Origin of the sequence: Streptomyces koelreuteriae, from assembly GCF_018604545.1 — a bacterium.
GTDB classification, from domain to species: Bacteria; Actinomycetota; Actinomycetes; order Streptomycetales; family Streptomycetaceae; genus Streptomyces; species Streptomyces koelreuteriae.
Genome location: NZ_CP075896.1, coordinates 762,615 through 787,333 on the forward strand (window position 1 = coordinate 762,615; position 24,719 = coordinate 787,333).

General features: G+C 71.4%; 14 protein-coding genes. 4 read left to right on the forward strand and 10 right to left on the reverse strand.

What is annotated here, in order from left to right; genetic code table 11:
- Positions 1–21: 21 nt before the first annotated feature.
- Positions 22–1,461, forward strand: coding sequence for an NADP-dependent phosphogluconate dehydrogenase (gndA, locus tag KJK29_RS03455; protein WP_215117113.1), 1,440 nt, complete (start codon positions 22–24; stop codon positions 1,459–1,461).
- A 442-nt stretch (positions 1,462–1,903) separates the two neighbouring features.
- Here gndA and KJK29_RS03460 read toward each other — a convergent pair whose 3' ends face one another.
- Positions 1,904–2,248, reverse strand: coding sequence for a GNAT family N-acetyltransferase (locus KJK29_RS03460; RefSeq protein WP_215117114.1), 345 nt, complete (start codon positions 2,246–2,248; stop codon positions 1,904–1,906).
- Positions 2,249–2,280: 32 nt separating this feature from the next.
- The gene (panD, locus tag KJK29_RS03465; protein ID WP_215117115.1) at positions 2,281–2,700 is read right to left on the reverse strand and encodes an aspartate 1-decarboxylase; all 420 of its coding nucleotides are present in this window, start codon (positions 2,698–2,700) and stop codon (positions 2,281–2,283) included.
- Between the two features lie 246 nt (positions 2,701–2,946).
- On the opposite strand from panD, the gene KJK29_RS03470 reads away from it, so the two are divergent.
- Together KJK29_RS03470 and argB are read left to right on the forward strand one after the other, a co-directional pair.
- The gene (locus tag KJK29_RS03470) at positions 2,947–3,603 is read left to right on the forward strand and encodes an isochorismatase family protein (protein WP_215117116.1); all 657 of its coding nucleotides are present in this window, start codon (positions 2,947–2,949) and stop codon (positions 3,601–3,603) included.
- Positions 3,604–3,731: 128 nt separating this feature from the next.
- Positions 3,732–4,616 carry an acetylglutamate kinase gene (argB, locus tag KJK29_RS03475; protein ID WP_285439964.1) on the forward strand — a complete coding sequence of 295 codons (885 nt, stop codon included), beginning with the start codon at positions 3,732–3,734 and terminating at the stop codon, positions 4,614–4,616.
- On the opposite strand, the gene KJK29_RS03480 is transcribed toward argB, so the two are convergent.
- Genes KJK29_RS03480 through KJK29_RS03490 form a run of 3 tightly spaced genes read right to left on the reverse strand, consistent with a single transcriptional unit; the run spans position 4,603 to position 6,964 of the window.
- Entirely contained in the window at positions 4,603–5,133 is a 531-nt protein-coding gene (locus tag KJK29_RS03480) for a GNAT family N-acetyltransferase (protein ID WP_215117117.1), read from the reverse strand. The genes argB and KJK29_RS03480 overlap by 14 nt on opposite strands.
- Before the next feature lie 35 nt (positions 5,134–5,168).
- Positions 5,169–6,743, reverse strand: a complete 1,575-nt coding sequence (locus tag KJK29_RS03485; RefSeq protein ID WP_215117118.1) for an amidohydrolase — start codon at positions 6,741–6,743, stop codon at positions 5,169–5,171.
- An 8-nt stretch (positions 6,744–6,751) separates the two neighbouring features.
- On the reverse strand, positions 6,752–6,964 hold the full coding sequence (locus tag KJK29_RS03490; protein ID WP_215117119.1) for an MbtH family protein: 213 nt from the start codon (positions 6,962–6,964) through the stop codon (positions 6,752–6,754).
- Between the two features lie 94 nt (positions 6,965–7,058).
- Here KJK29_RS03490 and KJK29_RS03495 point away from each other — a divergent pair, with 94 nt between their 5' ends.
- Complete coding sequence (locus KJK29_RS03495; RefSeq protein WP_215117120.1) at positions 7,059–8,168, forward strand: alpha/beta hydrolase-fold protein; 1,110 nt, start codon at positions 7,059–7,061, stop codon at positions 8,166–8,168.
- Between the two features lie 79 nt (positions 8,169–8,247).
- On the opposite strand, the gene KJK29_RS03500 is transcribed toward KJK29_RS03495, so the two are convergent.
- From KJK29_RS03500 to KJK29_RS03520, 5 genes are all read right to left on the reverse strand, one after another.
- Positions 8,248–9,948, reverse strand: coding sequence for an ABC transporter ATP-binding protein (locus KJK29_RS03500; RefSeq protein ID WP_215117121.1), 1,701 nt, complete (start codon positions 9,946–9,948; stop codon positions 8,248–8,250).
- On the reverse strand, positions 9,938–20,854 hold the full coding sequence (locus KJK29_RS03505; protein WP_215117122.1) for a non-ribosomal peptide synthetase: 10,917 nt from the start codon (positions 20,852–20,854) through the stop codon (positions 9,938–9,940). The genes KJK29_RS03500 and KJK29_RS03505 overlap by 11 nt, the downstream gene beginning before the upstream one ends.
- Before the next feature lie 57 nt (positions 20,855–20,911).
- Entirely contained in the window at positions 20,912–22,699 is a 1,788-nt protein-coding gene (locus KJK29_RS03510) for an ABC transporter ATP-binding protein (protein WP_215117123.1), read from the reverse strand.
- Positions 22,700–23,761, reverse strand: coding sequence for an iron-siderophore ABC transporter substrate-binding protein (locus KJK29_RS03515; protein ID WP_215117124.1), 1,062 nt, complete (start codon positions 23,759–23,761; stop codon positions 22,700–22,702).
- 105 nt (positions 23,762–23,866) lie between these two features.
- Entirely contained in the window at positions 23,867–24,712 is an 846-nt protein-coding gene (locus KJK29_RS03520; RefSeq protein ID WP_215117125.1) for an ABC transporter ATP-binding protein, read from the reverse strand.
- Positions 24,713–24,719: the final 7 nt, after the last annotated feature.

Below are 24,719 nucleotides of genomic sequence, written 5' to 3' on the forward strand. Positions count from 1 at the left end.
AGGTCTTTAGGAGCCAACCGAATGAGCAGTACAGCGCAGATCGGCGTCACGGGTCTCGCGGTCATGGGCCGCAACCTCGCCCGCAACTTCGCCCGCAACGGCTACGCGGTGGCGGTGCACAACCGGACGCCCGCGCGCACGCGCGCCCTGGTCGAGGAGTTCGGCGGCGAGGGGGAGTTCGTCGCCTGCGAGAGCGCGAAGGAGTTCGTGGCGGCGCTGGAGCGCCCGCGGCGCCTGGTCGTGATGGTGAAGGCCGGTGAGCCGACGGACGCGGTGATCCAGGAGTTCGCCCCGCTGCTGGAGCCCGGCGACATGATCATCGACGGCGGCAACGCGCACTTCGCCGACACCCGGCGCCGGGAGCGCGAGCTGCGCGAGCAGGGCATCCACTTCGTCGGCATGGGCGTCTCCGGCGGCGAGGAGGGCGCGCTGAACGGGCCGAGCATCATGCCCGGCGGCCCGAAGGAGTCGTACGACTCGCTGGGCCCGATGCTGGAGAAGATCTCGGCGAAGGCGGCCGACGGCTCTCCGTGTGTCTCCCACGTCGGTCCGGACGGTGCCGGTCACTTCGTGAAGATGGTGCACAACGGCATCGAGTACGCGGACATGCAGCTCATCGGCGAGGCCTACCAGCTGCTGCGCGATGTCGCCGGCTACTCCCCCGCGCAGATCGCGGAGATCTTCCGCACCTGGAACCAGGGCCGCCTCGACTCCTACCTGATCGAGATCACGGCCGAGGTGCTGTCGCACGTCGACGCGGAGACGGGCAAGCCGTTCGTGGACGTCGTGGTGGACCAGGCGGAGCAGAAGGGCACCGGCCGCTGGACGGTCCAGATCGCCCTCGACCTGGGCGTTCCGGTTTCCGGTATCGCGGAGGCCGTCTTCGCCCGCTCCCTGTCCGGTCACGCGGCCCTGCGGGAGGCCTCGCGCGGTCTGGCCGGCCCGACGGCCAAGGCGCTCAGCGAGTCGGAGGCGCGGGCCTTCGCCGACCGGGTGGAGCAGGCTCTGTACGCGTCGAAGATCGTGTCGTACACGCAGGGCTTCCACGAGATCGACGCGGCCCGCGACGAGTACGGCTGGGACATCGACCTCGGTGCGGTCTCCGCGCTGTGGCGTGGCGGCTGCATCATCCGCGCGGCCTTCCTGGACCGGATCCGCTCCGCCTACGACACCCGCCCGGACCTGCCGAGCCTGCTGTCGGACGCGACGTTCGCGCAGGAGATCGCGGACGCCCAGGACGACTGGCGCGAGGTGCTGATCGCCGCGACCCGCGAGGGCGTGCCGACCCCCGGCTTCGCCGCGGCCCTCGCCTACTACGACGCCCTGCGCGCGGAGCGGCTGCCGGCGGCGCTGACGCAGGGGCAGCGGGACTACTTCGGTGCGCACACCTACCGCAGGGTGGACCGGGACGGTTCGTTCCACACGCTGTGGGGCGGGGACCGCTCGGAGGTCTCCGCGTAGGCGCTCGCCGCTGAGGCAGAGACGAGGGGCCGGTGGACAGCTCGCGTGGCTGTCCACCGGCCCCTTCTCGTTCTCGTTTACGGTGTCGTTCAGGTGAGCGGCGGGCCCGGCTCGGGGCTGGGTACGGGTTCCGGGCCCGGCGGAATGGGTGACGGGTCGGGACCCGGCACGGGGTCCGGCCCCGGGGGCGGGGTCGGGGACGGGGGCGGCGGAGTCGGCTCCGGGCCCGGCGGTGGCTGCGGATCGGGCACCGGGTCGGGGCGCGGCTCCGGGTGCTGGGGATCCGGGCCCGGTGTCGGCCCCGGATGCACGGGGTCGGGAAACGGATTCGTCATGAGGCCCTCCAGCCAGTGGATCGACTCCGGCTCTGGACTATCCCCCGCCTACCCGGCACCCGCTTCCCCAGTCACTCCGGCGCGGGACGGGGAAGGGTCCAGGTGGGTCAGAAACGGCCGGGGTGGGCGGACAGCCAGTCCTTGGCCGCCGTCAGCAGGTCCGGATCGGCCGGGCGGGCCTCGTCGGGATGGCGCTCGGCCCATCGGGTGACGTAGGGACACAGCGAGGCGACCGGGCTGTGCTCGCGTCCGGCGATGGCGTACAGCTCACGCGCGAGCGAACCGGCGATGCCCTGGCCCTCGTGGGCCGGTTCGACGATCGTGTGCACGGGCACGAGCGCGCGCTCGGGGCTCTCGAGGACGAAGTACTCGATGCGGCCGACGACTTCACCGCCGGTCAGCGCCTCCAGACGGCCGGCCTCCCGGTCGTCGCGGATCTCCAGGTCCTTCATATGGACTTGCTCCTGTTCCCCTGCGGTCCCGGTCAGGCCCCGACGGCCTGCGGGCTGCGCTGCTGGTCCGAGCCCGGCACCGGCTCGGACGGGTCGGCGCCCAGGGCCACGATCCGGTTGTCGCGGTCCACGTGCACGACCCTGGGGGTGAGTGCCCGCGCCTCGGCGTCCGTCACCTGTGCGTAGCTGATGATGATCACTAGGTCCCCGGGCTGCACGAGGTGCGCGGCGGCCCCGTTGATCCCGATCACCCCGGATCCGCGCTCGCCCTCGATGACATACGTCTCCAGCCGGGCGCCGTTGGTGACGTCCACGATGTGCACGAGCTCGCCGGGCAGCAGATCGGCGGCGTCGAGCAGATCGGCGTCGATGGTCACCGATCCCACGTAGTGCAGGTCGGCCTGGGTGACGGTGGCTCGGTGGATCTTTGATTTGAACATGGTTCGCAACATCGGTGCACTCCCACTATGACGCTCCCTGCCCGCGCTCTCGCAGGTCAAGGGCTACTGGTCGCCTTGCGAAGGGCCGACGTCAGCCTACGCAAGGGAGTTCGGTGAGGTGCGTGACCATCGCCACATCCGGAAGGGCGGGTTGTGCTGTGTCAACTCCAGCCCCACGGAGCTCAATTTAGGTTAGGCTAAGCTAAATTTCTCGTTGGGTCCGGACCGCGTCGCGTGATCGGGGGGGAGAGAATCACCATGGGCTTGCCGGCCATCGGCTCCTATCCCATGCCGGAGCGCTCGGCGATCCCCCGGTCGCAGGTCTCCTGGCGGATCGATCCGGCACGGGCCGCGCTCCTGGTTCATGACATGCAGAACCACTTCGTGCGGGCCTTTCCCGCCGGGCGTGCCCCCGTGGTGGAGCTCGTGGACAACATCGCGGCGCTCAGGGAGCTCGCCGACACCCTGGACATGCCGGTGGTGTTCAGTGCGGAGCCGGCCGGGCAGCCGCCCGCGCAGCGGGGGTTGGTCGGTGACATGTGGGGGCCCGGCATCGGGGACGAGCCTGACGCCGCGGCGATCATCGCGCCGCTCACTCCCCGGCCGGGCGAGCATCTGCTGGCGAACGTGCGCCACAACGCCTTTCTGCGCAGCCATCTCGGCAGGCTGCTGCGCTCCCAGAACCGGGACCAGCTGATCATCTGCGGGGTGCACGCGCATCTCGGTGTCCTGCTGACCGCCGCGGACGCCTTCATGAACGACATCCAGCCGTTCGTCGTCGCCGACGCGGTCGCCGACTTCTCCGCCGAGGAGCACAGCCTGGCGCTCCGGTGGGCCGCGCGTACCGGAGTGGTCTGTACGACGGACGGTCTGCTGCGCGCCCTGCTCCTGCACCGGGAGCGGAGAAACGCGTGACGCTCTCGGCGCGGAGCACCGGTGCCTTCCTCGACGACACATCCTCGAATTGGAGTGACTCCGTGAGCGTGACCCAGGCCGACCCGGTCGCGACCCGCCTCCCGTCCCTTGCCCAGCCGCCGGGTGAGCTGCTGGGCAGCGCGGTCGTCGTCAAGTTCGGCGGCAACGCCATGGTGGACGCGAGTCTGCAACGGGCCTTCGCCCAGGACATGGTGGAGCTGTGGCACGCGGGGCTGCGCCCGGTCGTCGTGCACGGCGGCGGGCCGCAGATCAGCTCGATGCTCGACCGTCTGGGCCTGGAGACCCGTTTCGAGGCGGGCCTCAGGGTCACCACCCCGGAGACCATGGACGTGGTGCGCATGGTGCTCACCGGCCGCGTCCAGCGGGAGCTGGTCGGCCACATCAACGCCCATGGGCCCTTCGCGGTCGGCCTGACCGGCGAGGACGCGCACACGATGACGGCGGTGCGGCGGCCGGCCCGGGTGGACGGCAGGACGGTGGACATCGGTCTCGTCGGCGATGTCGTGGACGTGAACCCGGCGATGGTGCGCGGGCTGCTGGAGCAGGGGCACATCCCCGTCGTCTCCCCCGTGGCGCGCGGTGCGGACGGGCAGGTCTACAACGTCAACGCCGATCTCGCGGCGTCGGCCCTCGCCGTCGCCCTCGACGCCGAGCGGCTGGTGATGCTCACCGATGTCGAGGGGCTGTACGCGGACTGGCCGCACAGCACCGAGGTGATCGGACGCCTGACGGCCGGTGCGCTGGAGGGGCTGCTGCCCGGGCTGGCGAGCGGGATGCTGCCGAAGATGGAGGGCTGTCTGCGTGCCGTCCAGGGCGGCGTGCGCAAGGCGCATGTGCTGGACGGGCGTGTGCCGCACGCGGTGCTGCGCGGCGTGCTCGCCGAGACCAGCCCGGGCACGACCGTGGTTCCCGACGCCGATTCCGGCGCGGTCTCCGGCTCGGTTTCCGGCTCGGTTTCCGGCGCGGTTTCCGGCGTGGTCACCAAGTCCTGACCAGGACACGGGCGTTGCGCCGTGGGTCCAGGGACTCCGCCCAGGCCCGCGGCGCCAGGTCGGCGGTCGTGGGTGTGAAGCCGTAGCGCAGGAACAGTCCGCCGCTGCCGGTGGTCGCCGTGAACAGGGCGTCGAGTGATCGGGCTCGGGCCATGGTCAGGACCGCGCGCAGCAGCCCTGCTCCCGCTCCGCTCCCCTGCTGGTGCTCCGCCACGCAGAAGTTGTAGACGACGCCTGCGAGTCCGGCGTCTGCTCCCCCGTCGGGATCCCCGTCGCGATACGCCCGCATGCCCACGCAGCCTTCCAGGGTGCCGTCCGATGCCTCCAGTACCAGGAAGTCCGCGGCACGGTCGGCGTAGAGGGAGACGGGGCGTTCGCGCAGCGCACCCGAGGCCACGAAGGGGAGGGACAGGGCGGCGAGCGCGGTGGCCTCGTCGGGGCGGGCGGTGCGCACCGAGAACGAGGGCGTGAGAAGAGCGTGCGGCGGCGCGGCGGGGCGCGGCGTAGCCGTGGTCAAGGGATTCCTTCCTCGGTACCGGGCGGGGGCCCGGATCAAACGCGCGGACGGCTCGGGCGGCCGTCGACGTACGTCTCGACGACCTCGATGTCGCCTATGCGGGAGGGGTCGACGCGTCGAGGGTCGTCGCCGAGGACGACCAGGTCGGCGCGTTTGCCGGGGGTCAGGCTCCCCAGGCTGTTCTCCCAGTGGCAGGCATGGGCGCCGGCGACGGTGTACGCGTGCAGGGCCTCGTCGACCGTGACGGCCTCGTCCGGGCCGATGAGCTGTCCCGAGGTGGAGGCGCGCTCGACCATGAACTGGACGGCGCGCAGGGGCGATCCGTCGGCGACGGGGCGGTCCGAGCTGCCCACCAGCGGGATGCCGTGGTCCAGGAACGCCCGGCCCCGGTACATCCACGGCGCACGTTCCTCGCCCATGATCGACGCGTAGTCGTCGCCGAAGTACCTGAGGAAGTTGGGCTGGATCACCGCGCTGACGCCGAGGCGCGCGAAGCGCGGGAGCTGGTCGGGCCGGATCAGCCCGGCGTGTTCGATGCGGTGGCGGGCCTCGGGCCGGGGCCGCAGGCGCTGGGCGCGGTCGAGGGCGTCCAGGGCGATGTCGGCCGCGCGGTCGCCGATCGCGTGCACGGCGAGCTGCCAGCCGGCGAGGTGGCCGTCCACGATGAGGTCCGTGAGCGCCTCCGGGTCGTCCTGCAACTGCCCGGTGTGGTCGAGCCCTTCGTACGGGCTGGTCAGCGCGGCCGTACGGGCCATCATGCCGCCGTCGGTGTAGATCTTCAGCGCGCCCACGGAGAGCCGGTCGTCGCCGAACCCGGTGCGCAGGCCGAGATCGAGGGCCCTGGGGATGCCGTCGGTCTCGTGTGCGGAGACCGGGCTCAGCCGGTCCCCGGACACCATGAGCTGCACGCGCAGGGGCAGCAGGCCGTTGTCCTGGGCTAGCTGGTAGGCGCCGAGTTCGACGGGGCTGTGGCCGAAGAGCTTGCCGCCGATGCCCGCTTCGGCGCAGGCGGTGATGCCCTCGGTGAGGCAGGTGCGGGCGGCCCGGCCGATCGCCTCGGCCAGGTCCTGCTGGGAGTGCGGCAGACGCAGGGCGCGGGCGGCGCCCATGGCCTGCTCGGCGAGGAAGCCGTTCTCGTGCGGGATGTCGGCGGGCAGCAGATCCAGAACCGCCGTGTTGACGACGCAGCCGTGGCCGGAGTCGTGCAGCAGGAAGATCTTGCGTCCGTCGCTGACCTTGTCGAGCTCGGCGGCGGTCAGATGGCGGCCCAGGGCCCGCTGGTCGTAGCCGGCGATGCTCACCCAGTCGCCGGGCGCGCGGGTGCGGGCGACGGCTTCCGCGACGAGCGCGAGGACGTCGTCGATCCGGGTGCGGCCGGCGATGCTCGGGGTGTTCTGTTTGAACCCGGTCCAGGCGAGGTGCACATGGGCGTCGATGAACCCGGGGAGCACGGTGGCCCCCTGGAGGTCGATCACCTCACGGGCGGGCAGGGAGGTCACGGCCGCGTCGAGGCCCGCGATCCGGCCCTGCCAGATGCCCACGTCATGGGCGACCGGATGGTCCGGGTCCATGGTGAGGAAACGGGCGTTGGTCAGCCTGGTGCACAGCATCGGTGAGGTCAGACGTCCATCGTCGCGGCGAGGGACCTCGGGCGCAGGTCCGTCCAGTGGGTCTCGACGTACTCCAGGCACGCTTCCCGGGTGTTCTCCTCGAAGGCGATCGTCCAGCCCCCGGGTACCTCGGCGAACGACGGCCAGAGTGAGTGCTGGCCCTCGTCGTTCACCAGGACCAGGAAGCGGCCCTCGTTGTCGTCGAAGGGGTTGGTGCTCATGCTCGATGCCTCCTTGGAAGGCCAAGATTAGGTTAGGCTCGCCTAATTGATTGGAGCTTAGCCTTTGTCCCTTCCCTCTCACAAGGAGACACTCATGCGCCTGGTCGCGGCCGACATGGAGGAAGCCGACGCCTTCACCGGATTCGGGCTGCCCGGCGTCCCCGGCACCGACGAGTTCTGGGCCGCGGCGGGGGCGCCCGCCGTGAAACCGGCCGAGGACGGTGGCTGGGTGACCCTCTTCCTGTGGCGTGGGGCTCAGGCGCGGGTCGGTTTCGAGAGCTGGTCGGATCCGGTGCCCCTGCGCCGCTGGGCCGACTCGGACTGCTGGTACGCCGAGGTGCGCATGCCCGAGCGGCTGCGGGTGACGTATCAGTTCCTGGTGGACGACGCGGCGTACGCCGACCCGCTCAACCCGGCCGGTGCGGGCGGTGAGCGGTCCATCGTGGCGACGCCGGACGCGCCGGAGCAGCCGCACTGGCCGGTCGTCGGTGCCGACGAGGTGCTGCCCCTGCCGCGTACGCGGATCCGCTGGGCCAGTGAACGGCTCGGGGGGCGGCGGACCGTGCGGGTCCATCCGGTGGGGGGCGGTGGGCCCGTGGTCCTGCTGCTCGACGGGGACGACTGGCTGTATCTGCATCCGGCCACGACCGCGTTCGAATCGGCCGTGGCCGCGGGTGAGCTGCCGCCGGTGACGCTGGTCTTTCTGCCGGCCAAGGACCGGGCCGAGGAGTTCACGTGCCGGGCCGGGTTGTGGGAGGCGGTGCGGGACGAACTGCTGCCGCTGGTGGCGGAGTCGGGTGTGCCGGCCGATCTTGACCGGCTGGTGGTTGCCGGGCAGAGCCTCAGCGGGCTGAGCGCGGTGTATGCGGCGCTGGAGTTTCCCGGTCTTGTGTCGCGGGTTGCCTGTCAGTCGGGGTCGTTCTGGTGGCAGCCGGGTGCGATGGGGGCGGCTGATCCGTTGGGAGGGCCGGTGGGGGGTGTGATCGCCGAGCGGTTGCGGGCGGGTGGTGATCTGTCGGGGCTGCGGGTGGCGTTCGATGTCGGGGAGCATGAGGAGCGGATGCTGCCGCACTGTGAGCTGGTCGAGGCCTTGGTTGAGCAGGGTGGTGCGAGTGTGCGGGTTTCGCGGGCGGCTTCCGGGCATGACCGGGCCGGGTGGCGTCATGCCCTGCTTCGGGATGTGGGCTGGGCCCTCGGTGAGTAGTTGTCCGCGGGGCGGTGGGGGCTGGTCGCGCAGTTCCCCGCGCCCCTAAAAGCCAGGCCCCCCCGGGCCCCTCAGAGAGTCACCGTGCGACCGCCAGGCAGTACGCCTTGTCGTTGGCCAAGAGGTTCCGGTGGGTGTCCTCCGCCGTGACCACGCCCTCGTCCAGGACCAGCACCCGGTCGGCCGCGTCCAGGAAGGCCGGGCTGCTGGTGATGACGATGGTCGTGCGGCCTCGGCGTAGTTTCGCCACGTTGCGGGCGACCAGTTGTTCGGTGACCGCGTCGACCGCCGTCGTCGGGTCGTGCAGGACGAGGACCTCGGTGTCGGCCGCCAGGGCGCGGGCCAGGGAGAGGCGTTGGCGCTGGCCTCCGGAGAGGTTCGCGCCGCGGTCGCGGACGCCGTAGTCGAGGCCGTCGCGGTGCAGGGCGACCACGTCGGTCAGCATGGACGCCTCGACGGCCTCGGGGACCGAACCGCTGGTGCCCGAGGGGTCGATGTTGGTGCGCAGGGTGCCCGCGAAGATCTCCCCGTCGTAGGGGTTCACGAGGAGGTGCTCGCGGACCGCCTCGACCGACAGGTCCGCCAGCTCCTGCCCGCCGACCCGGACGACTCCCTCGTACGCGTCGGGCGGGACGTTCACGGCCAGGACGGCCGCCAGGTCGGCGGCGGCGCGCGGCTGGTAGGCGGCGATGGCGACGAACTCGCCGGCCGCCACCTGGAAGCGCACCTTGTTCAGGGAGCCATGGCGGACGCAGTCGATCTCCAGGTCCGCGCCCGGGGCCGGTCGCCCGGACCCCGGCGTGGTGACCGGCGGCGCCGACAGGACCAGCGCCATCCGCTCGGCCGAGGCCCGCGCGATCATCACGTACTTCGGCATCTCCGAGAACAGCCGGAGCGGTTCCATGATGAACTGCGCCAGGCCCACGGCCATGACGAGTTCCCCGATGGTGATCCGGCCGTCGAACGCCAGCCAGCCCGCCGTCAGGGTCACGGCTCCGGCCAGGACCGCGTTGAGGGCCAGCGCGGTGCCGGCGTACACGCCGTTCACCTTGGCGACGACGATCGACTGGTGCCTCGCCTCGGTGCTGACCTTGCGGTAGGAGCCGAAGGCCGCGTGGTTGCCGCCGAATCCGTGCAGCGGGCGCAGGCCGGTGATCAGGTCGGCGACCTTCGCACCGGCCCGCGCCACCCGGGCCTGCTGTTCCTGGGTGCTGCTGCCGATCCGCCGGGACATCACGCTGAGGATCGACAGGATCGCGACAGTGCCGACGATCACCAGCAGGCCGAGCCGGATGTCGGCCATGCCCAGCGCGACGGCCGCGACGACCACCGCGACCATCGAGCTGATCAGCATCGGTACCACTTCGACGATGTCGGCGGTCTGGTCGGCGTCCTCGGTGGCGATGGTCAGGACCTCGCCGGACTTGAGGTCGACGTCCCTGGCCACCGGTTGCAGGCCGCAGGCGGCGACCTTCACGCGCCAGCGGTGCGCCTCGGTCGTGTTGGCCTTCTGCAGGATCCGCATGCCGAACCGCCAGGACAGCGACACGGTCGTGATGATCACGGCCAGGGCCGCGATCGACAGGGCGAGCGCGCCGAGGCTCCGCTCCCCCTGCATCGTGTGCTCGACGATCATGCCGAGCGCGATGGGGAAGGCCGTCTCACCGGCCTGGTAGAGCCCCATGAGGAAGGTGCCGGCGGCCATGGCGCCGATGTTGCGGCGCAGGGCCGTGCGGAGGATGGCGGCCCCGGGGCGGGGCCGCTGCGTGTCAGTTGTCATCGAGGTGGCGGGCAATCGCTTCGGGGGTTCGCAGGGTGAACAGGTCTCGGATGGTGATCACTGGGCCGAACTCGCGGCGGAGCAGCCCGACCAGGCGTACCGCCAGCATGGAGTGTCCGCCGAGGGACACGAAATCGCTCACCGCGCTCACCTCGTCGTCGTCCAGGTCCAGTGCCTCGGCGAAGTACTCGCAGACCACGGTCTCGGTCTCGGTCTGCGGGCCCCGCTCCCCCACCGTGGTCAGCGCGCCCAGTGGCTTGGCCTCGGGGAGCGCCTTGGTGTCAGCCTTCCCGTTCACCGTCAGCGGGATGCTGTCGACCTGGGCGTAGTGCGTCGGGCGCAGGAAGTCCGGCAGCCCGGCGCCGACGTCGGCGGCGACAGCGGCCAGGTCGGCGCCGTCCAGCACGAGGTAGGCGGCCAGCCGGTAGGCGCCGTCGACCTGTGGGTCGGGCTGGGCGACGGCGGCGACGAACCGGACCGCGGGGTGCGCGGCGAACACGGCCTCGACCTCGCCGAGTTCGACGCGGTGGCCCCGGATCTTGACCTGCTGGTCGGTGCGGCCCAGGTACATCAGGTTGCCGTCGGGCCGGCGGACGACCAGGTCACCGGTGCGGTACATGCGCTCCCCGGGCTCGCCGAACGGGCAGGCGACGAAGCGGTGCGCGCTCTGGGCGGGCTGTCCGAGATAGCCGCGCGCGATGCCGATGCCGGACACGTACAGCTCGCCGGGAACGCCGTCGGGCAGGGGCCGCAGCCAGGGGTCGAGCACGTACACGTCGGTGTTGTCGATCGCGACGCCCACCACCGGATCCTCGCACTCGAAGGTGCCGACGCCCAGGGTGTTGATGGTGTACTCGGTGGGTCCGTACAGGTTGTAGCCGACCGTGCCCTCGGTCTCCGCGAGCCGCTGCCACAGGGTCGGGGTGACGGCCTCGCCGCCCAGCAGCACCAGCGCGGGCCGGCGGTCCGGGTTGTCCAGCAGGCCCTCGGCCACCAGCTGCTGCGCGTAGGTCGGGGTCACGTTGATGACGTCGATCCCGTGCTCCAGGCAGTACTCCACCAGGGCGGGCGCGTCGCGGCGCAGCTCCTCGTCGCAGATGTGCACCTCATGGCCGTCGGCGAGCCACAGCAGCTCCTCCCACGACATGTCGAACGCGAACGACACGGTGTGCGCGATCCGGAAGATCCGGTGGCCGTGTTCCGCCAGCACCGGCTCGAAGATCCGGCGCTGATGGTTGATCAGCATGTTGGTGAGCCCGGCGTACTCGGTCACCACGCCCTTGGGCTTTCCGGTCGAACCGGAGGTGTAGATCGTGTACGCGGGGTGCCGCAGCCGGTCCGGGTCGTCCGGCGCGAACGTCACGTACGGCTCGGCCTCGGGGAGGGGCCGGTCCAGTTCGATGAGGTCGCCGGTGAGCCGGGGCGCGACGGCACTCACGGTGAGGATCACGTCCGGGCGGGCGTCGTCGACGATCGCGGCGATCCGCTCGTCCGGGTGGTCCAGCTCCAGCGGTACGTACGCGGCGCCGACCCGCAGCACGGCGAACAGGGCCGCGATCCAGTCGAGGGAGCGCGGGATCGCGAGACCCACGGTCGTCTCGGGGCCGATGCCGCGCGCCGCGAGCACTCCCGCGACCGCGCGGCTGCGGCCTTGGAGTTCGGCGAACGTCATCGTCGCGCCGTGGGCGACGAGCGCCACCCGCTGCGGGTCGCGGTCGGCGGCCTGGTCGAAGCGGTCGACGACGGTGTCCGTGCCGACGTCCGTACGCTCCTCCCGCACGGGCTCGGGACCGAGCCCCCGCAGCGCGCCCACGGGCCCGGTCGAGCGGGCCAGGTCTTCGAGCACGCTCAGGTAGTCGTCGAGCAGCCCGCGGGCGCCCGCGGTGTCGCCGTCGCGGTACTCCAGCTTGACCGTGAGCCGGTCGCCGGGGGTGACGACCCAGGTGAACGGGTAGTGCGTGGAGTCGTCCGCCTTGACCGAGGTGATGCCGTGCCGGGCGTTCATCTCGGCGAACGCGTCCATGTCCAGGAAGTTCTGCAGCACGAACAGGTTGTCGAACAGGGTGTCGTGCCCGCTGGCCCGCTGGATCTCGCCGAGTCCGAGGTGCTCGTGCTCCATCGCCTCGACCCGTGCCGTCTGTACGGCCGACAGGTACTCCCGGACGGACTGCTCCGGCCGGGCCCGCGTCCAGGTGGGCACGGTGTTGAGCAGCACGCCGACGATGTCGTCCAGGCCTTCGCCGTCGCGGCCGGAGACGGTCACGCCGAACACGGCGTCGCTGCGGCCGGTGTGTGCGCCGAGCAGCAGGCCGAAGGCGCCGGTCAGCACCGAGTTCAGGGTGACGCCGTGCTCCCTGGCCGCGTCCCGCAGCAGGTCCGACTGCTCGGCGGACAGCGTGTGCACGAGTGCGCTCGGCAGGTCGTCCGAGAGCGTCGGCGCCGGTCCGGCGAGCAGCGTCGGGCCGGGCAGGGCCGCCAGGTGCTCCGCCCAGAAGCGCTCCGATACGGCGGGGTCCTTGGCGTCGAGCGCCCGGGCGTACTCCTCGAAGCTCGGCGTGGCCGGCGTCGGGTCGAGCGGCTCGCCCGCGAGGACGGCCCGGTAGGCGTCGAACAGGTCCCGCAGGACGATCTCGCGCGACCAGCCGTCCCACAGCAGCAGGTGGTAGCTCAGCAGCAGGCCGTCGCGGTCGTCGGGCAGTCGTACGACGGTCAGCCGGATCAGCGGCGGCTCACCCGGGTCGAACCCGGTGTCGCGGTCCCGGGCGCGCAGGGCGTCGACCTCCGCGTCCGTCGCGAGGGCGACCGTACGGACGTCGACCCGCCGGCCGGCCTTGAGGACCTGGACGGGGTTTCCGTCGTCGTCCGTACTGAAGCCTGCGCCCACGACCGGGTGCCGTGCGATCACGTACGCCATCGCCTCGGCCAGCGCGTCGGTGTCCAGGCGCCGGTCGAAGGTGAACCAGCTCTGCGCGACGTAGTGTCCGGCCGTGCCCGCCATCTGGGCCTGGAAGAACAGGCCGCGCTGGAGCGGGGTGACCGGTGCGGTGCGCTCGGCCGTGGTGGCGGCGTCGGCGATGTGCTCCAGCGAGCGGCGCCAGTGCTCGGTGATCTCGTCGGGTATGCCCTCGGCGAGGGTGAACTCGGCGAGCAGGCTGCCGGTCGCCTCGTCGGTCCAGGCGTTGACCTCGACGGCGTACGGGCTGCCCTGGTCGCCGGCGGTGAGGTGCAGCGCCTGGGACTCGCTGCCCCGGCCGAGGTAGTTGAACAGCACCTGCGGGCGGGCGGTGAGCAGCGGGGCCGTCTGCGGGTCGAGGTACCTGAGCTGCCCGTAGCCGACATGGGCGCGCTCGTCCGGCTGGCGTTCGGCGACCTCGCGGGCCGCGGCGACCGGGTCGGTGTGCGCGGTGAGCCGTACGGGTGCGATGGCGGTGAACCAGCCGACCGTACGGGTGTAGTCGTGCTGTTCGAGGACCGGGACCCGGCCGTGCCGCTCCAGTTCGATCGCGAGATCGGTGGGCGAGGGCTGGACGCGGGTCAGCGCGGTGCGCAGCGCGCCGCACAGCAGTTCGGTGAGACCGACGCCGAGGGCGGCGGGTGCGGTGCGGGTGAGGCGGTCGCTCACGTCGGGGTCGAGCACGACGGTGGTCTCGCGCAGTTCGCCGATGGTGGGCAGCAGTTCGGGCGCCTGGAGCGTGGTGATCCAGTGGCCGAGGTCGTCGTGTGCGTGGGTGGAGTGGAGCGTCAGGGCCTCGGCGTACTCGGCGTACGACGTGGTCGGCGGGGCCAGGGGCTCGCCGCGCAGCGCTGTGGTCAGGTCCTCCAGCAGGATCAGCCAGGACACCGCGTCGACGGCGAGGTGGTGCACCGTGACGACGAGGGTGCGGGTGGCTTCCAGCCAGGCGAAGGCGATGACGTTGCCGGACTCGGGGTCGAGCCGTGCGGCGGCCTCGTTCGCCACGGCCGTGGCGTCGGTGGTGTCCGGGCGTACGACGGTGACCTCATGGGCCGGTTCGGTGCGCAGGGCCCATACGCCGTGGTCGGTGCGGAGGTGCAGTCGCAGGGTGGGGTGGGCGGCGACCAGGGCGTTCGCGGCGCGCCGGACGTCGGCGAGCCCTGTGCCCTCGGGGGCCTGGACTGTCCTGGCCTGGGCGAATCGGGTGAGGGAGCCGCCGAGTTCGCGTTGGCGCAGGATGATCGGGGTGGGGGTGAGGGGGCCGTCCTCACGGCGGGTGGGGGTGAGGGTGGGAGCCGTTGTCTGCGGTGTGCTCGTCGCCAGGTTGTCGGCGAGTGCGCGGGGGGTCTTGAGGAGGAAGACGTCCCGGGGGGAGATCTGCAGGCCGAGGGTTCGGGCCCGGTTCACGAGCGTGATGGCGACGATGCTGTCGCCTCCGGCGTGGAAGAAGTCGGTGTCGGCGGCTATGTCCGAGCCGGGCAGGGTCTGGGTGAAGATCTCGATGAAGGTGGTGACTGCTGAGTTTTTGTCTGCTGGTGTGTGGGGGCTGGTCGCGCAGTTCCCCGCGCCCCTAGAGGTACGTTCAGCCAAGGCCTTTCGATCCAGCTTGCCGTTTACCGTGAGCGGTAGTGCGTCGAGCGTGAGGACTTGGCCCGGGACCATGTGCGCGGGCAGCTTCTCGGACAGCAAGGTGTGGAAGTCGGCGGGCACACTGCCCACCACATGCGCGACCAGGTAGTCACCACTGTCCGCGACCGTGACGGCCACATCCACCACACCGTCTAGATCGCGTACGGCGGACTCCACCTCGCCCAGTTCGATGCGGAAGCCCTTGAGCTGTACCTGGTCGTCGGCGCGGCCGGTGAACTGCAGTTCGCCGTCGAGGGTGCGGATGGCCAGGTCGCCCGTGTGGTACATGCGGGAGCCGTCGTCCGCGAAGGGGTTCGCGACGAAGCGGCCGGCGGTGAGGCCGGGCCTGCCGAGGTAGCCGAGCGACACCTGGTCGCCGGCGACGTAGATGGCACCGACCTTGCCGGGCGGCACCGGGCGGAGCCGGTCGTCGAGGAGGTAGGTGGTCAGACCGGGGATGGGGCCGCCGATCGGGCTGACGGAGTCGTCCGGGCCGAAGTCCGCGTCCGTGAGGACCCGGTGGGTGACATGGACGGTCGTCTCGGTGATGCCGTACATGTTGACCAGCTCGGGCGTGTCCGTGCCGTGCCGTTCGGTCCAGCCGCGCAGGCGTCCGAGGTCCAGGGCCTCGCCGCCGAAGATGATCCGGCGCAGTGCGGGGAGAGGTTCGGCGGCGAGCCGGTCGGCCTCGATGAACTGGTAGAACGCCGACGGGGTCTGGTTGAGAACAGTGACTCCGCGCTCGCGGACGAGGCGGTGGAAGTCGACCGGGGAGCGCGTCAGGCCGTACTCGGGCACCAGCAGCTCACCGCCGTACGCCAGCGCGCCCCACAGCTCCCAGACCGCGAAGTCGAAGGAGAAGGAGTGGAACTGGACCCACACGTCCCGGGGGCCGAAGTCCATGTCGGGCTGGGTGTTGGCGAGGAGCGTGACCACGCTGGAGTGCGGGACGGCGACGCCCTTGGGCCTGCCGGTCGAGCCGGACGTGTAGATGACGTAGGCGGGGTTGTGCCAGCTCACCTCGGGCTCGGTGGCTGCGGCGTCCCCGACCGGCAGTTCGTCGCCCTGGACGAGTACCCGGGCCGGTACGTCCGCCCTGGCCAGGAGCTGGGTGAAGCGGTCGCGCTGCTCGCGGTCCACCAGGACGACCTGGGGTGCGGCGTCGGCGAGGATGTACTCCAGCCGGTCGTCCGGGTAGGCGAGGTCGAGCGGGACGTACGCGCCGCCGGCGCTGACGATCGCGACCAGGGCCACGACCTGCTCCAGGGAGCGCGGGACGGCGACCGCGACGCGCTTGCCGGGGCCGACCCCGGCCGCGCGCAGGGCGGAGGCCAACTCGTCCTTGGTGTCGGCCAGTTCGCCGTAGGTCAGGGAGCGGGTGCCGCCGTCGAGGCCGCACTGGGTGACGGCGGTGGCGGCGGGGTCGCGGCGCGCGGCGGTGTCGAACAGATCGCCCAGCGTCGTCGGGGTGATGGGGGCGGGACGGCGCTCGCTCCCGGGGGCCAGGTCGGTGACCAGGGCGTCCGGGCGGGTGAGCAGGCCCGTGAGGGTGTGGGTGAACGTGTGCAGGATCGACTGGGCGGTCGTCTCCCGCAGCAGTTCGCCGTCGTAGATCAGGTTGAAGCGCGGGCGTCCGTCGAGTGCGCGCTCGACCACCAGCGTGAGCGGGTAGTGCGGGGCGCCCTCGTTGACGAGGTCGGAGACGACCAGCGTGTCGTCGGGTCGGCGCAGGGCGGCGACATCGGTCGCCACGTCGAAGACCACGAGGGTGTCGAACAGGGAACCGGCGCCGGCCTGGCGGCCGATCCTCGCCAGGGAGACGTGCTGGTGCGGCAGGACCGCGCTCTGGTGCTCCCGGACCGAGGCGAGCAGGTCTCCGGAGGTGGTGTCATCGGACCAACGGGCGCGTACGGGGATGGTGTTGATGAAGAGACCCACCATGTCCCCGATGCCGGGCACGTCGGCGTCGCGGCCGGAGACGGTGGAGCCGAACACCACGTCGCTGCCGTGCAGGATGCCGCCGAGCGTCACGGCCCAGGCGCTGTGCACGGCCACGCTCAGCGGCACACCGGCCTCGCGGACGGCGGCGTCGAGGTCGCCCTCGGGCTCCACGGCGGTGTCGGCGAAGCGGTCGGAGTGTGTGTGGTCCTCGGCGACCAGTGAGGGGCCGGGCAGGTCGGCGAGTTCGGCGTGCCAGACGCGGTCGCTCTCGTCGTCGTCGCGTCCGGCGAGCCAGTGCACGTAGTCGGCGAAGCCGCCGATCGGGTAGACGGTCCCCGGGGCGTGGTACTCGGCGAGCAGCGCACGGAGCATCGGCGGCACCGACCAGCCGTCGGCGATGATGTGGTGCACCGTCTGGACCAGGACGTTCCGGCCGGAGCCCGCGCGGACGAGGGAGTACCGCATCAGCGGGCCGGTGGCCAGGTCGAAGCCTTCGCGGCGGTCCCGCTCGGCGAGGTCGCGTATCTCCTCGTCGGTGATGCCGGGCCGGTCGAGTGTGGTGAAGGGTGCTTCGACGCCGCCTTCCAGTACGGAGACCACGCGGCCGTCGGCGAGGGCCGTGAACCGGGCGGCCAGGTTCGGGAAGAGGGTGAGCAGGCGGGAGGCCGCCGTCGCCAGCCGGTCCGCGTCCACCTCACCGTCGAGGGTGAGGAGTTGCTGTTCGACGTAGGCGCCCGCGGAGTCGTCGTCGAACACGGAGTGGAAGTACAGGCCCTCCTGCAGCGGGGTGAGCGGCAGGATGTCCCGCAGGGCGGGGCCGTCGAGGGCGTCGACATCGGTCTGGGTGAGGGGCACCAGGGGGAAGTCGCTGGGTGTGTGGCCGCCTTGGTCGAGGGCGGCGAGTCCGGCCAGGGCCAGCCGGTAGTAGTCGCCGATGGCGGTGATGTCCGCGTCGGTGAACATGCCGTCGGGCCAGGAGATGGTGGTGACCAGCTCGTAGTCGCCGGTGGAGGCGGCGGGTTCGGCGATCGCGTTGAACTCCAGGGCGCGCGGCAGGCGCATCTCCGGGTCGCGCTTCTCGCCCAGCTGGCCGGTGGTGCCCGCGAGTTGCCAGTCGCCGGGGGCGCCCGCGGCGAAGCGGCCCAGGTAGTTGAAGAGGACCTGGGGTGCGGGGGCGTCGAACTCGCTGCCGGTGAGGTAGCGCAGGGCGCCGTAGGAGACGCCGTTGTCCGGGACCCGGGCGAGGTCTTCCTTGACGGCCTTGAGGGCGGCGGTCAGATACGCGGGGGTGGTGAGGTCGGCCGCCGTGCCGGGGTCGACGGTCACCGGGAAGAGGGTGGTGAACCAGCCGACGGTCCGGGACAGTTCCGGTTCGAAGCCGGCGGAGCCCGCGACGAACTGTCCTTCGCGGCCGTGGCCTTCGAGTTCGATGTGGGCGAACGTCTGGTCCTGGCCGAGGTCGCGGCGCCGGCGGGCGAGGGCGACGGAGAGCGCGGTCAGCAGGACGTCGTTGACGCCCGCGTGGAACTTCGCCGGGATCTCGCCCAGCAGGGCGGCCGTGATCTCGGGGCCGACCGAGACGGTCCGCAGCCGCTCGTGCGCGACGGTGTCGGTCTCGGACAGGGCGCGCCTGCCGATCGGCTGGTCCTCGCCGGGCAGGGGGCGCCGGTAGGAGGCGCTGTCCGCGTCGAACGCGGCGCGCTCCAGCAGCTGGGTCCAGCGCCGGAAGGACGTGCCGACCGGGGGCAGCTCGATCGGCGTGCCCGAGGTGAACTGCCGCCAGGCGGTGGCCAGGTCCTCCATCAGGACGCGCCAGGACACGCCGTCGATCACCACGTGGTGGGCGACCAGGACCAGTTGCCGTGCCTCACGGCGCCAGACGGCACGCAGCATCGCGCCGGCGTCCGGGTCCAGTCCCTCGGTGGCGAGCGCGGCGCACTCCTCGACCGGCAGATCGCTCTCCTGCCAGGTCACGGACGCCCCGTCCGCCTCCGGGATGTAGAAGCTCCAGTCCTCGCCGCGCACCAGCTTGGCGCGCAGCATGTCGTGGTGCCGGACGAGGGCCGAGAGGGTCGCGTCGAGGGCGTCTGCGGTCAGGTCCGCCGGGGTGTTGAGCACGACGGACTGGACGAAGCCGTCGACGGCGTCGGTGGTCTCGCCGAGCCACTGCACGATGGGCGATCCCACGACGGTTCCGGTGGCGACGTCGGCGTGGTCCGTGGCGGAGACGTCCTCGCGGCTCGCGACCGCGGCCAGGGCGCCCACGGTGCTGTGGGTGAAGATCTGTCGTGCGGTGACGTGCAGGCCCTCGTCGCGCAGGGCGCTCAGCAGGGAGATGGCCAGGATGCTGTCGCCGCCGAGCTGGAAGAAGTCCTGGTCGACGCCGACCTCGTCGAGCCGCAGCACCTGCGCGACCGCGGCGCACACGGCGCGCTCGTCGTCGGTGGTGGGGCGGACGAGGGAGCCCGTGTCGATCGTGGGCTCGGGCAGGGCGTTGCGGTCGAGCTTGCCGTTGGCGGTGAGCGGGAACGCGTCCATCACGACGAGGTGGGTCGGCACCATGTACTCGACCATGTGCTCGGTCGCCCAGGCCTTGACCTCGTCCGCCCGGAGGTCCTCGCCGCCGGCGGCCGGGATGACGTAGCCGACGAGGTAGGTGCCGCCCGCCGAGTTCTTCTTGGCGACGACGCAGGTGTGCCGGACCCGGGGGTGTTCGGCGAGGCCGGCCTCGACGTCCTCTATCTCCAGCCGCATGCCGCGGATCTTGATCTGGTTGTCGGCGCGGCCGAGGAAGTCCAGGGATCCGTCGGGGGCGAAGCGCGCGAGGTCGCCGGTGCGGTAGAGGCGGGAGCCGTCGGCGGCGAAGGGGTTGGCCACGAACCGGGAGGCGGTCAGGCCGGGGGCGTTGACGTAGCCGCGGCCCAGGAGGAAGCCGCCCACGTAGAGTTCGCCGCCGACGCCGACCGGGACGGGGCGCAGTTCTTCGTCCAGGACGTACAGCTGGGTGTTGGGGTTGGCCTTGCCGATGGACGTCGACAGGCGTTCGGCGGCGCCCCGGTAGATGACGTGGGAGACGCCGATGGTCGTCTCGGCGGGGCCGTAGCCGTGGTACATGGGGATGTCGAGCTTGGTGCGGAACCGCTCGTACAGCTCGGGGGTGAGCACCTCGCCGCCGCACCACACGTGGCGCAGGCTGTCCAGGCGGCCGGTGTCGCCCGCCATCTCCAGCAGCACGTCCAGCATGGACGACACCAGGTAGGTGAAGGTGACGCGCTGTTCGGCGATGACGCTCAGCAGATGGTGCGGGTCGCGTTCGCCGCCGGTGCGCAGGACCACCAGCCTGCCGCCGGAGACCAGGGGCAGGAAGATCTCGTTGATGGATATGTCGAAGGACAGCGGGGCTTTGAAGAGCGAGGCGTCGTCGTGTCCGAAGCCCAGGATCTCGTTGACCTGCCACAGCAGGCGCTCGCTGATCGCCTCGTGCCGGATCATCGCGCCCTTGGGCCGCCCGGTGGAACCGGACGTGAAGATGACATAGGCCAGGGCGTCGCCGAGGACGGTGACGCCGGTGCCCTCGGCAGGGTGGGAGGCGTAACCCCAGTCGCCGAGGTCGACGGCCACGGCCTCCGGTTCGGCCGGGTCGTGCTCGCCCGAGGCGTTGAGCTGGAGGACGACCCGGGCGTCCTCGATGACGACGGCCCGGCGCGCGGCGGGCCACTGCGGGTCGAGCGGCACGAACGCGCATCCGGCCTGGAGCGCGGCGAGCAGCCCGATCACCATGTCGGCGGAGCGGGCCAGGGAGATGCCGACGACCTGCTCGTGGCCCAGTCCGCGGGCGATGAGGTGGTGGGCGAGCTGACTGGAGAGCTCGGCCGCCTGGCGGTAGGTCAGCGAGCGGTGCTCGTCGACGATGGCGACGGCGTCCGGTCTGGTCCGCGCCTGCTCCCGGAACATCTCGACGACGGTCGGGCGGACCCGGTCGGCCTGGTTGTCGTTCCACTCGGCCAGGGTCCGCAGCCGGGCGGCAACGCTGGACGGGCCGACGGTGCCGAGCGGCCGGTCCGGGAAGTCGGCCAGGTCGTCCAGCGCGAGCTGCGCGTCGGCCGGCGTGACGACTTCCGGGACGGTGATGCTCAGGCCGTCCGCGCCGACGTCCCAGCCGGCGGGCGCCGTCCCGCCGTTGTCGACCCAGCCGAGGACGTCGGCGAAGAGTGTGCCGGGCGCGAGGTCGATCCCGTCGGGGCTCTGCCCCGTCGCCCAGTACGACAGACCGATGGCGCACGCTTCGGCGATGGTCCTGTCCGGGTAGTCACCTGTGCGCCGGCGGACATCTGCCAGGCGGGTGGGAGAAAGCAGTGCGACACGAGCGCGCGGTTCCATCATCGAAGACTCAGCGTCCCTTCCAGAATGTGGAGTTAGGCTAACCTAAATAAGGGTTGCCTAACTACCCTCTCGCCAGGCCCGCCACAGTCGCGCGTACCTGCCGCCCAGAGCCACGAGCTCCTCGTGCGTGCCCTGTTCCACGACGCGTCCCGCGTCCAGCACGGCGATCCGGTCGGCGGCCATCGCCTGGGTCAGCCGGTGCGCCACGAACAGCGTCGTCCGGCCCGCGCAGGCGGCCAGTACGGCCCGCTCCAGCTCGGCGGCGCCCTCGCTGCCGGCCTCCGCGGTCGACTCGTCGAGCACCACCACCGGCGCCCGGCCCAGCACCAGCCGGGCCAGCGCGATCTGGGCGACCTTGGTGACGTCCAGGCGCTCACCGCCCTCGCCGACCGGGGTGTTCAGCCCCTCGGGCAGCGCGTCGACCCAGCCGTCGGCGCCGACGGTGCGCAGGGCGTCCGTCAGTTCGGCGTCGGTCGCCTCCGGCGCGGCCAGCCGCAGATCCTCGGCGAGCGGACCGGAGAACACATGCGTCTCCTGCGTCAGGATGCTCACCAGGGCCCGCGCCCCGGCCTCGTCCAGGTCGGCGAGATCGGTCGGCCCGACCCGCACGGAACCGGCTTCCGGGGTCCCTATGCCGGCGATCAGCGCGGCCAGGGTCGTCTTGCCCGCGCCCGTCGCCCCCACCAGGGCGAGCGAACCACCGGCGGGAATGGTCAGGTCGACGTCCCGCAGCACCGGATCCTCGGAGCCGGGATAACGGAACGTCAGCCCCCGCACCACCACCGGGTACGCACCGGCCTCGGCCGCCGGGACGGACTCGTCGCCCACCAGGCGCTCCTCGGCGGCCTCCCCCAGCACTCCGACCAGACGGGTCAGGCTCGCGCCCGACTTCTGCGCCTCGTCGAAGGTGAACATGATGGCGCCCAGCGGGGTGAACAGCCGGTGGAACAGCAGCGGAGCCGCCGACACCTCGCCGATACTCGCCGCGTCGGCCTCCAGCAGGGCGTACCCCACGACGAGGATCAGGACGAGACCGATGAACTCGGCGCGGTTCTCCCGGCCGACGAACCGGCCGAAGAACCGGAACACCTCGATGCCGAGGTCGCGCACCCGCCACGACTCGCTGGTGACCTTCTCGCGAAAGTCGCCCTCGAGGCGGTACGCGCGGACCGTGTCGATGCCGTTCAGACCGCTGATGAACGCCTGCGCCCGGTCGGCCTGCGCCACCCGCTGCTTCCGGTAGAGCGGGGCGGAGCGGGGCAGGTACCAGCGCAGGGCCAGGGCGTACGCGGGCAGCGCGCCGGCGCCGGCGAGGCCGAGCCGCCAGTCGAGACCGAACATGCCGAGGGTGGCGATGACGACCAGCACGCCCGCCGAGAACACGGTGGGCACGGCCGTGCGGATGCCCTTGGACAGCACGGCCACATCGTCACCGACCCGGGAGAGCACGTCTCCCCGGCCCACTTGCTCGATCCGGGCGCTCGGCATTCCGAGCACGGCCCGGACGGCGCCTTCGCGCAGCCGGGCGAGCAGATCCGCGCCCAGCCGTCCGATGAGATAGGTCGAGACCGCGGTGGCCGCCGCGCCGAGCAGCGCGGCGGCGGCGATCAGCACCCCGATCGTGACCAGGATCGATGGTTCCTCGCCCCCGACGACCCCGTCGACCACACGGCCGAGCAGGAGCACCGGGAGCACCTGAAGCGCCGCCCCCGCGACCGTGGTGAGCACGGTGGCGGCCGTCAGCCAGGGCATCTCACGGCAGTGCGCCGTGACCCATCGGGTGGCTTCGCGGCCGGTCGTCGTGCGCAGGGTCGCCGGGGCGGCATGCGTTTCGGTGGTGCTCACTTACTGATCGACCGACTTGACGAGCTCGTCGATCGCGTACGGCATGGACAGCAGGGTGCCCTGGGAGATGGCCGCGCCGACCGCGGGTCCCTCACTGTCGAGCAGATACGACACGTTGCCCTTCTTCACGGCGTCCAGGTTGGCGAAGAGCTTGAACTTCTTCAGCGCCTCGGTGTCGGCCTTGTCGTTGATGACGAAGATGTGGTCGACGTCGACGAGGTCGACGCGCTCCGGCGAGAGCGTGGTGTAGAAGCTGCCGCCGGCGATCTTGTCGATCTCGGTCTGATACTTGTAGCCGATGCCGGTGACGAGGCGTCCGCGCACGTCGGTGGAGGTGAACGGCGCCACCGAGTTCTTGTACCAGGACAGCGCGACGGCCTTTTCCTTGCCGAGCTCGGGGTGGGCCTTCTTGGCGGCGTCGAGCTGGCCCTGGATGTCCTGGACCATCTTCTCGCCCTCCTTGGCCTTGCCGAGGGCCTTGGCGATGTGGAGCGCGTTGTCCTGCCAGGGAGCGCTGAAGGGCTCCTTCTCGGCCTTGGTGCGCGCCACCGTCGGGGCGATCTTGGACAGCTTGTCGTACGCGGCCTTGTCGATCTCGGAGTAGACCGCGACGATCAGGTCCGGGCGCAGGGCGGCGATCTTCTCGTAGTTGGGGCCGGAGTCGCCGTTCTTCATGACGACCTCGGGCTTGGTGTCGCCCCACTTGTCCTTCACCCAGGGCCACTGGGTGTTGATGTCAGGGCTCTTGCCCGGGGGGTTGGGGTACTGGTCGACCATGCCGACGGGCTTGATGCCGAAGGCCAGGATGGTCTGGTCGTCGGTGTAGCCGACGGAGACGACCCGCTTGGGCGCCTTGTCGACCGTCGTGGATCCGAAGGCGTGCTCCACGGTCACCGGGAAGGCGCCGGCGGACGCGGCCTGCGTACCGTCGTTCTGCTGGTCCGTCTTGTCCGCCGAGTCGGAACCGCATCCCGCGAGGAGACCGACGCCGAGGGTGGCGGCGGTCAGTATCGCCGCCATGCGCCGCCAGGGCCTTCTGAGCGTCGTTCGATGGAGGAGCATCCAAAACCCCTTGCTTTCGCGCTAGTTCGCTGCACCCTCGCCTAAGGGCAGGCAAACCTTACCGTGAGTGAGTGAGGTTAGCCTAGCCTTACTTCTCCGTCTTTATCAGGATGTGTCCAACTGGACGTGTGTGCGACCGATCGGGACGATGAGCGGCCGGTCCCCCACCGGGTCGTCGATGACCTGAGCACGCAGCCCGAACGCCTCGTGCAGCAGCTCGGCGGTGATCACGTCGCGCGGGTGGCCCTGCGCCAGGATCGCCCCCTCCCTCATCACCACGAGGTTGTCGCTGTAGCGCGTGGCCAGGTTGAGGTCGTGCAGCACCATGACGACGGTGCAGCCCGACTCGTGCAGGTCGTCCACCAGGTCCAGGACGTCGATCGCGTGCGCCAGGTCGAGATAGGTCGTCGGCTCGTCCAGCAGCAGCAGATCGGTGCCCTGGGCCAGCGTCATGGAGATCCAGACGCGCTGGCGCTGCCCGCCGGACAGCGCGTCGACCGGGCGGTCCGCCAGGTCGGACACGCCGGTCATGGCGAGTGCACGTTCCACCACCTCGGCGTCGTCCGAGGACCACTGCCGCAGCCAGCTCTGGTGCGGATGGCGGCCCCTGGCGACCAGGTCGGCCACCGTCAGCCCCTCCGGCGCGACCGGCGCCTGCGGCAGCAGGCCGAGCTTCTTCGCCACGTCCCGGGTCCGGAGCCTGCCGATGTCCTCGCCGTCCAGGACGACGCTTCCCCCGGTCGGCTTGAGTAGCCGGGACAGCGTCTTCAACAGGGTCGACTTGCCGCAGCCGTTGGGGCCGATGATCGTGGTGACCACCCCGGGCGGTATCGCGACGTCGAGTTCGTCGATGACGACCCGGCCGCCGTACCCGACCGTGACGCCCTTGGCTGCGAGCCGCGAGGCGTCGTCGACCCCGGCCTTCGTCCGGTTGATGGACTGTGCGACCACAAGCCCC

What these genes read in the sequence shown, in the direction of transcription:
- KJK29_RS03485 (WP_215117118.1), bottom strand. Translation starts at nt 6,743, where the DNA reads ATGCTGTGCACCAGGCTGACCAACGCCCGTTTCCTCACCATGGACCCG.
- KJK29_RS03470 (WP_215117116.1), top strand. Translation starts at nt 2,947, where the DNA reads ATGGGCTTGCCGGCCATCGGCTCCTATCCCATGCCGGAGCGCTCGGCG.
- KJK29_RS03500 (WP_215117121.1), bottom strand. Translation starts at nt 9,948, where the DNA reads ATGACAACTGACACGCAGCGGCCCCGCCCCGGGGCCGCCATCCTCCGC.
- KJK29_RS03460 (WP_215117114.1), bottom strand. Translation starts at nt 2,248, where the DNA reads ATGAAGGACCTGGAGATCCGCGACGACCGGGAGGCCGGCCGTCTGGAG.
- gndA (WP_215117113.1), top strand. Translation starts at nt 22, where the DNA reads ATGAGCAGTACAGCGCAGATCGGCGTCACGGGTCTCGCGGTCATGGGC.
- KJK29_RS03495 (WP_215117120.1), top strand. Translation starts at nt 7,059, where the DNA reads ATGCGCCTGGTCGCGGCCGACATGGAGGAAGCCGACGCCTTCACCGGA.
- KJK29_RS03505 (WP_215117122.1), bottom strand. Translation starts at nt 20,854, where the DNA reads ATGATGGAACCGCGCGCTCGTGTCGCACTGCTTTCTCCCACCCGCCTG.
- KJK29_RS03490 (WP_215117119.1), bottom strand. Translation starts at nt 6,964, where the DNA reads ATGAGCACCAACCCCTTCGACGACAACGAGGGCCGCTTCCTGGTCCTG.
- KJK29_RS03515 (WP_215117124.1), bottom strand. Translation starts at nt 23,761, where the DNA reads ATGCTCCTCCATCGAACGACGCTCAGAAGGCCCTGGCGGCGCATGGCG.
- panD (WP_215117115.1), bottom strand. Translation starts at nt 2,700, where the DNA reads ATGTTGCGAACCATGTTCAAATCAAAGATCCACCGAGCCACCGTCACC.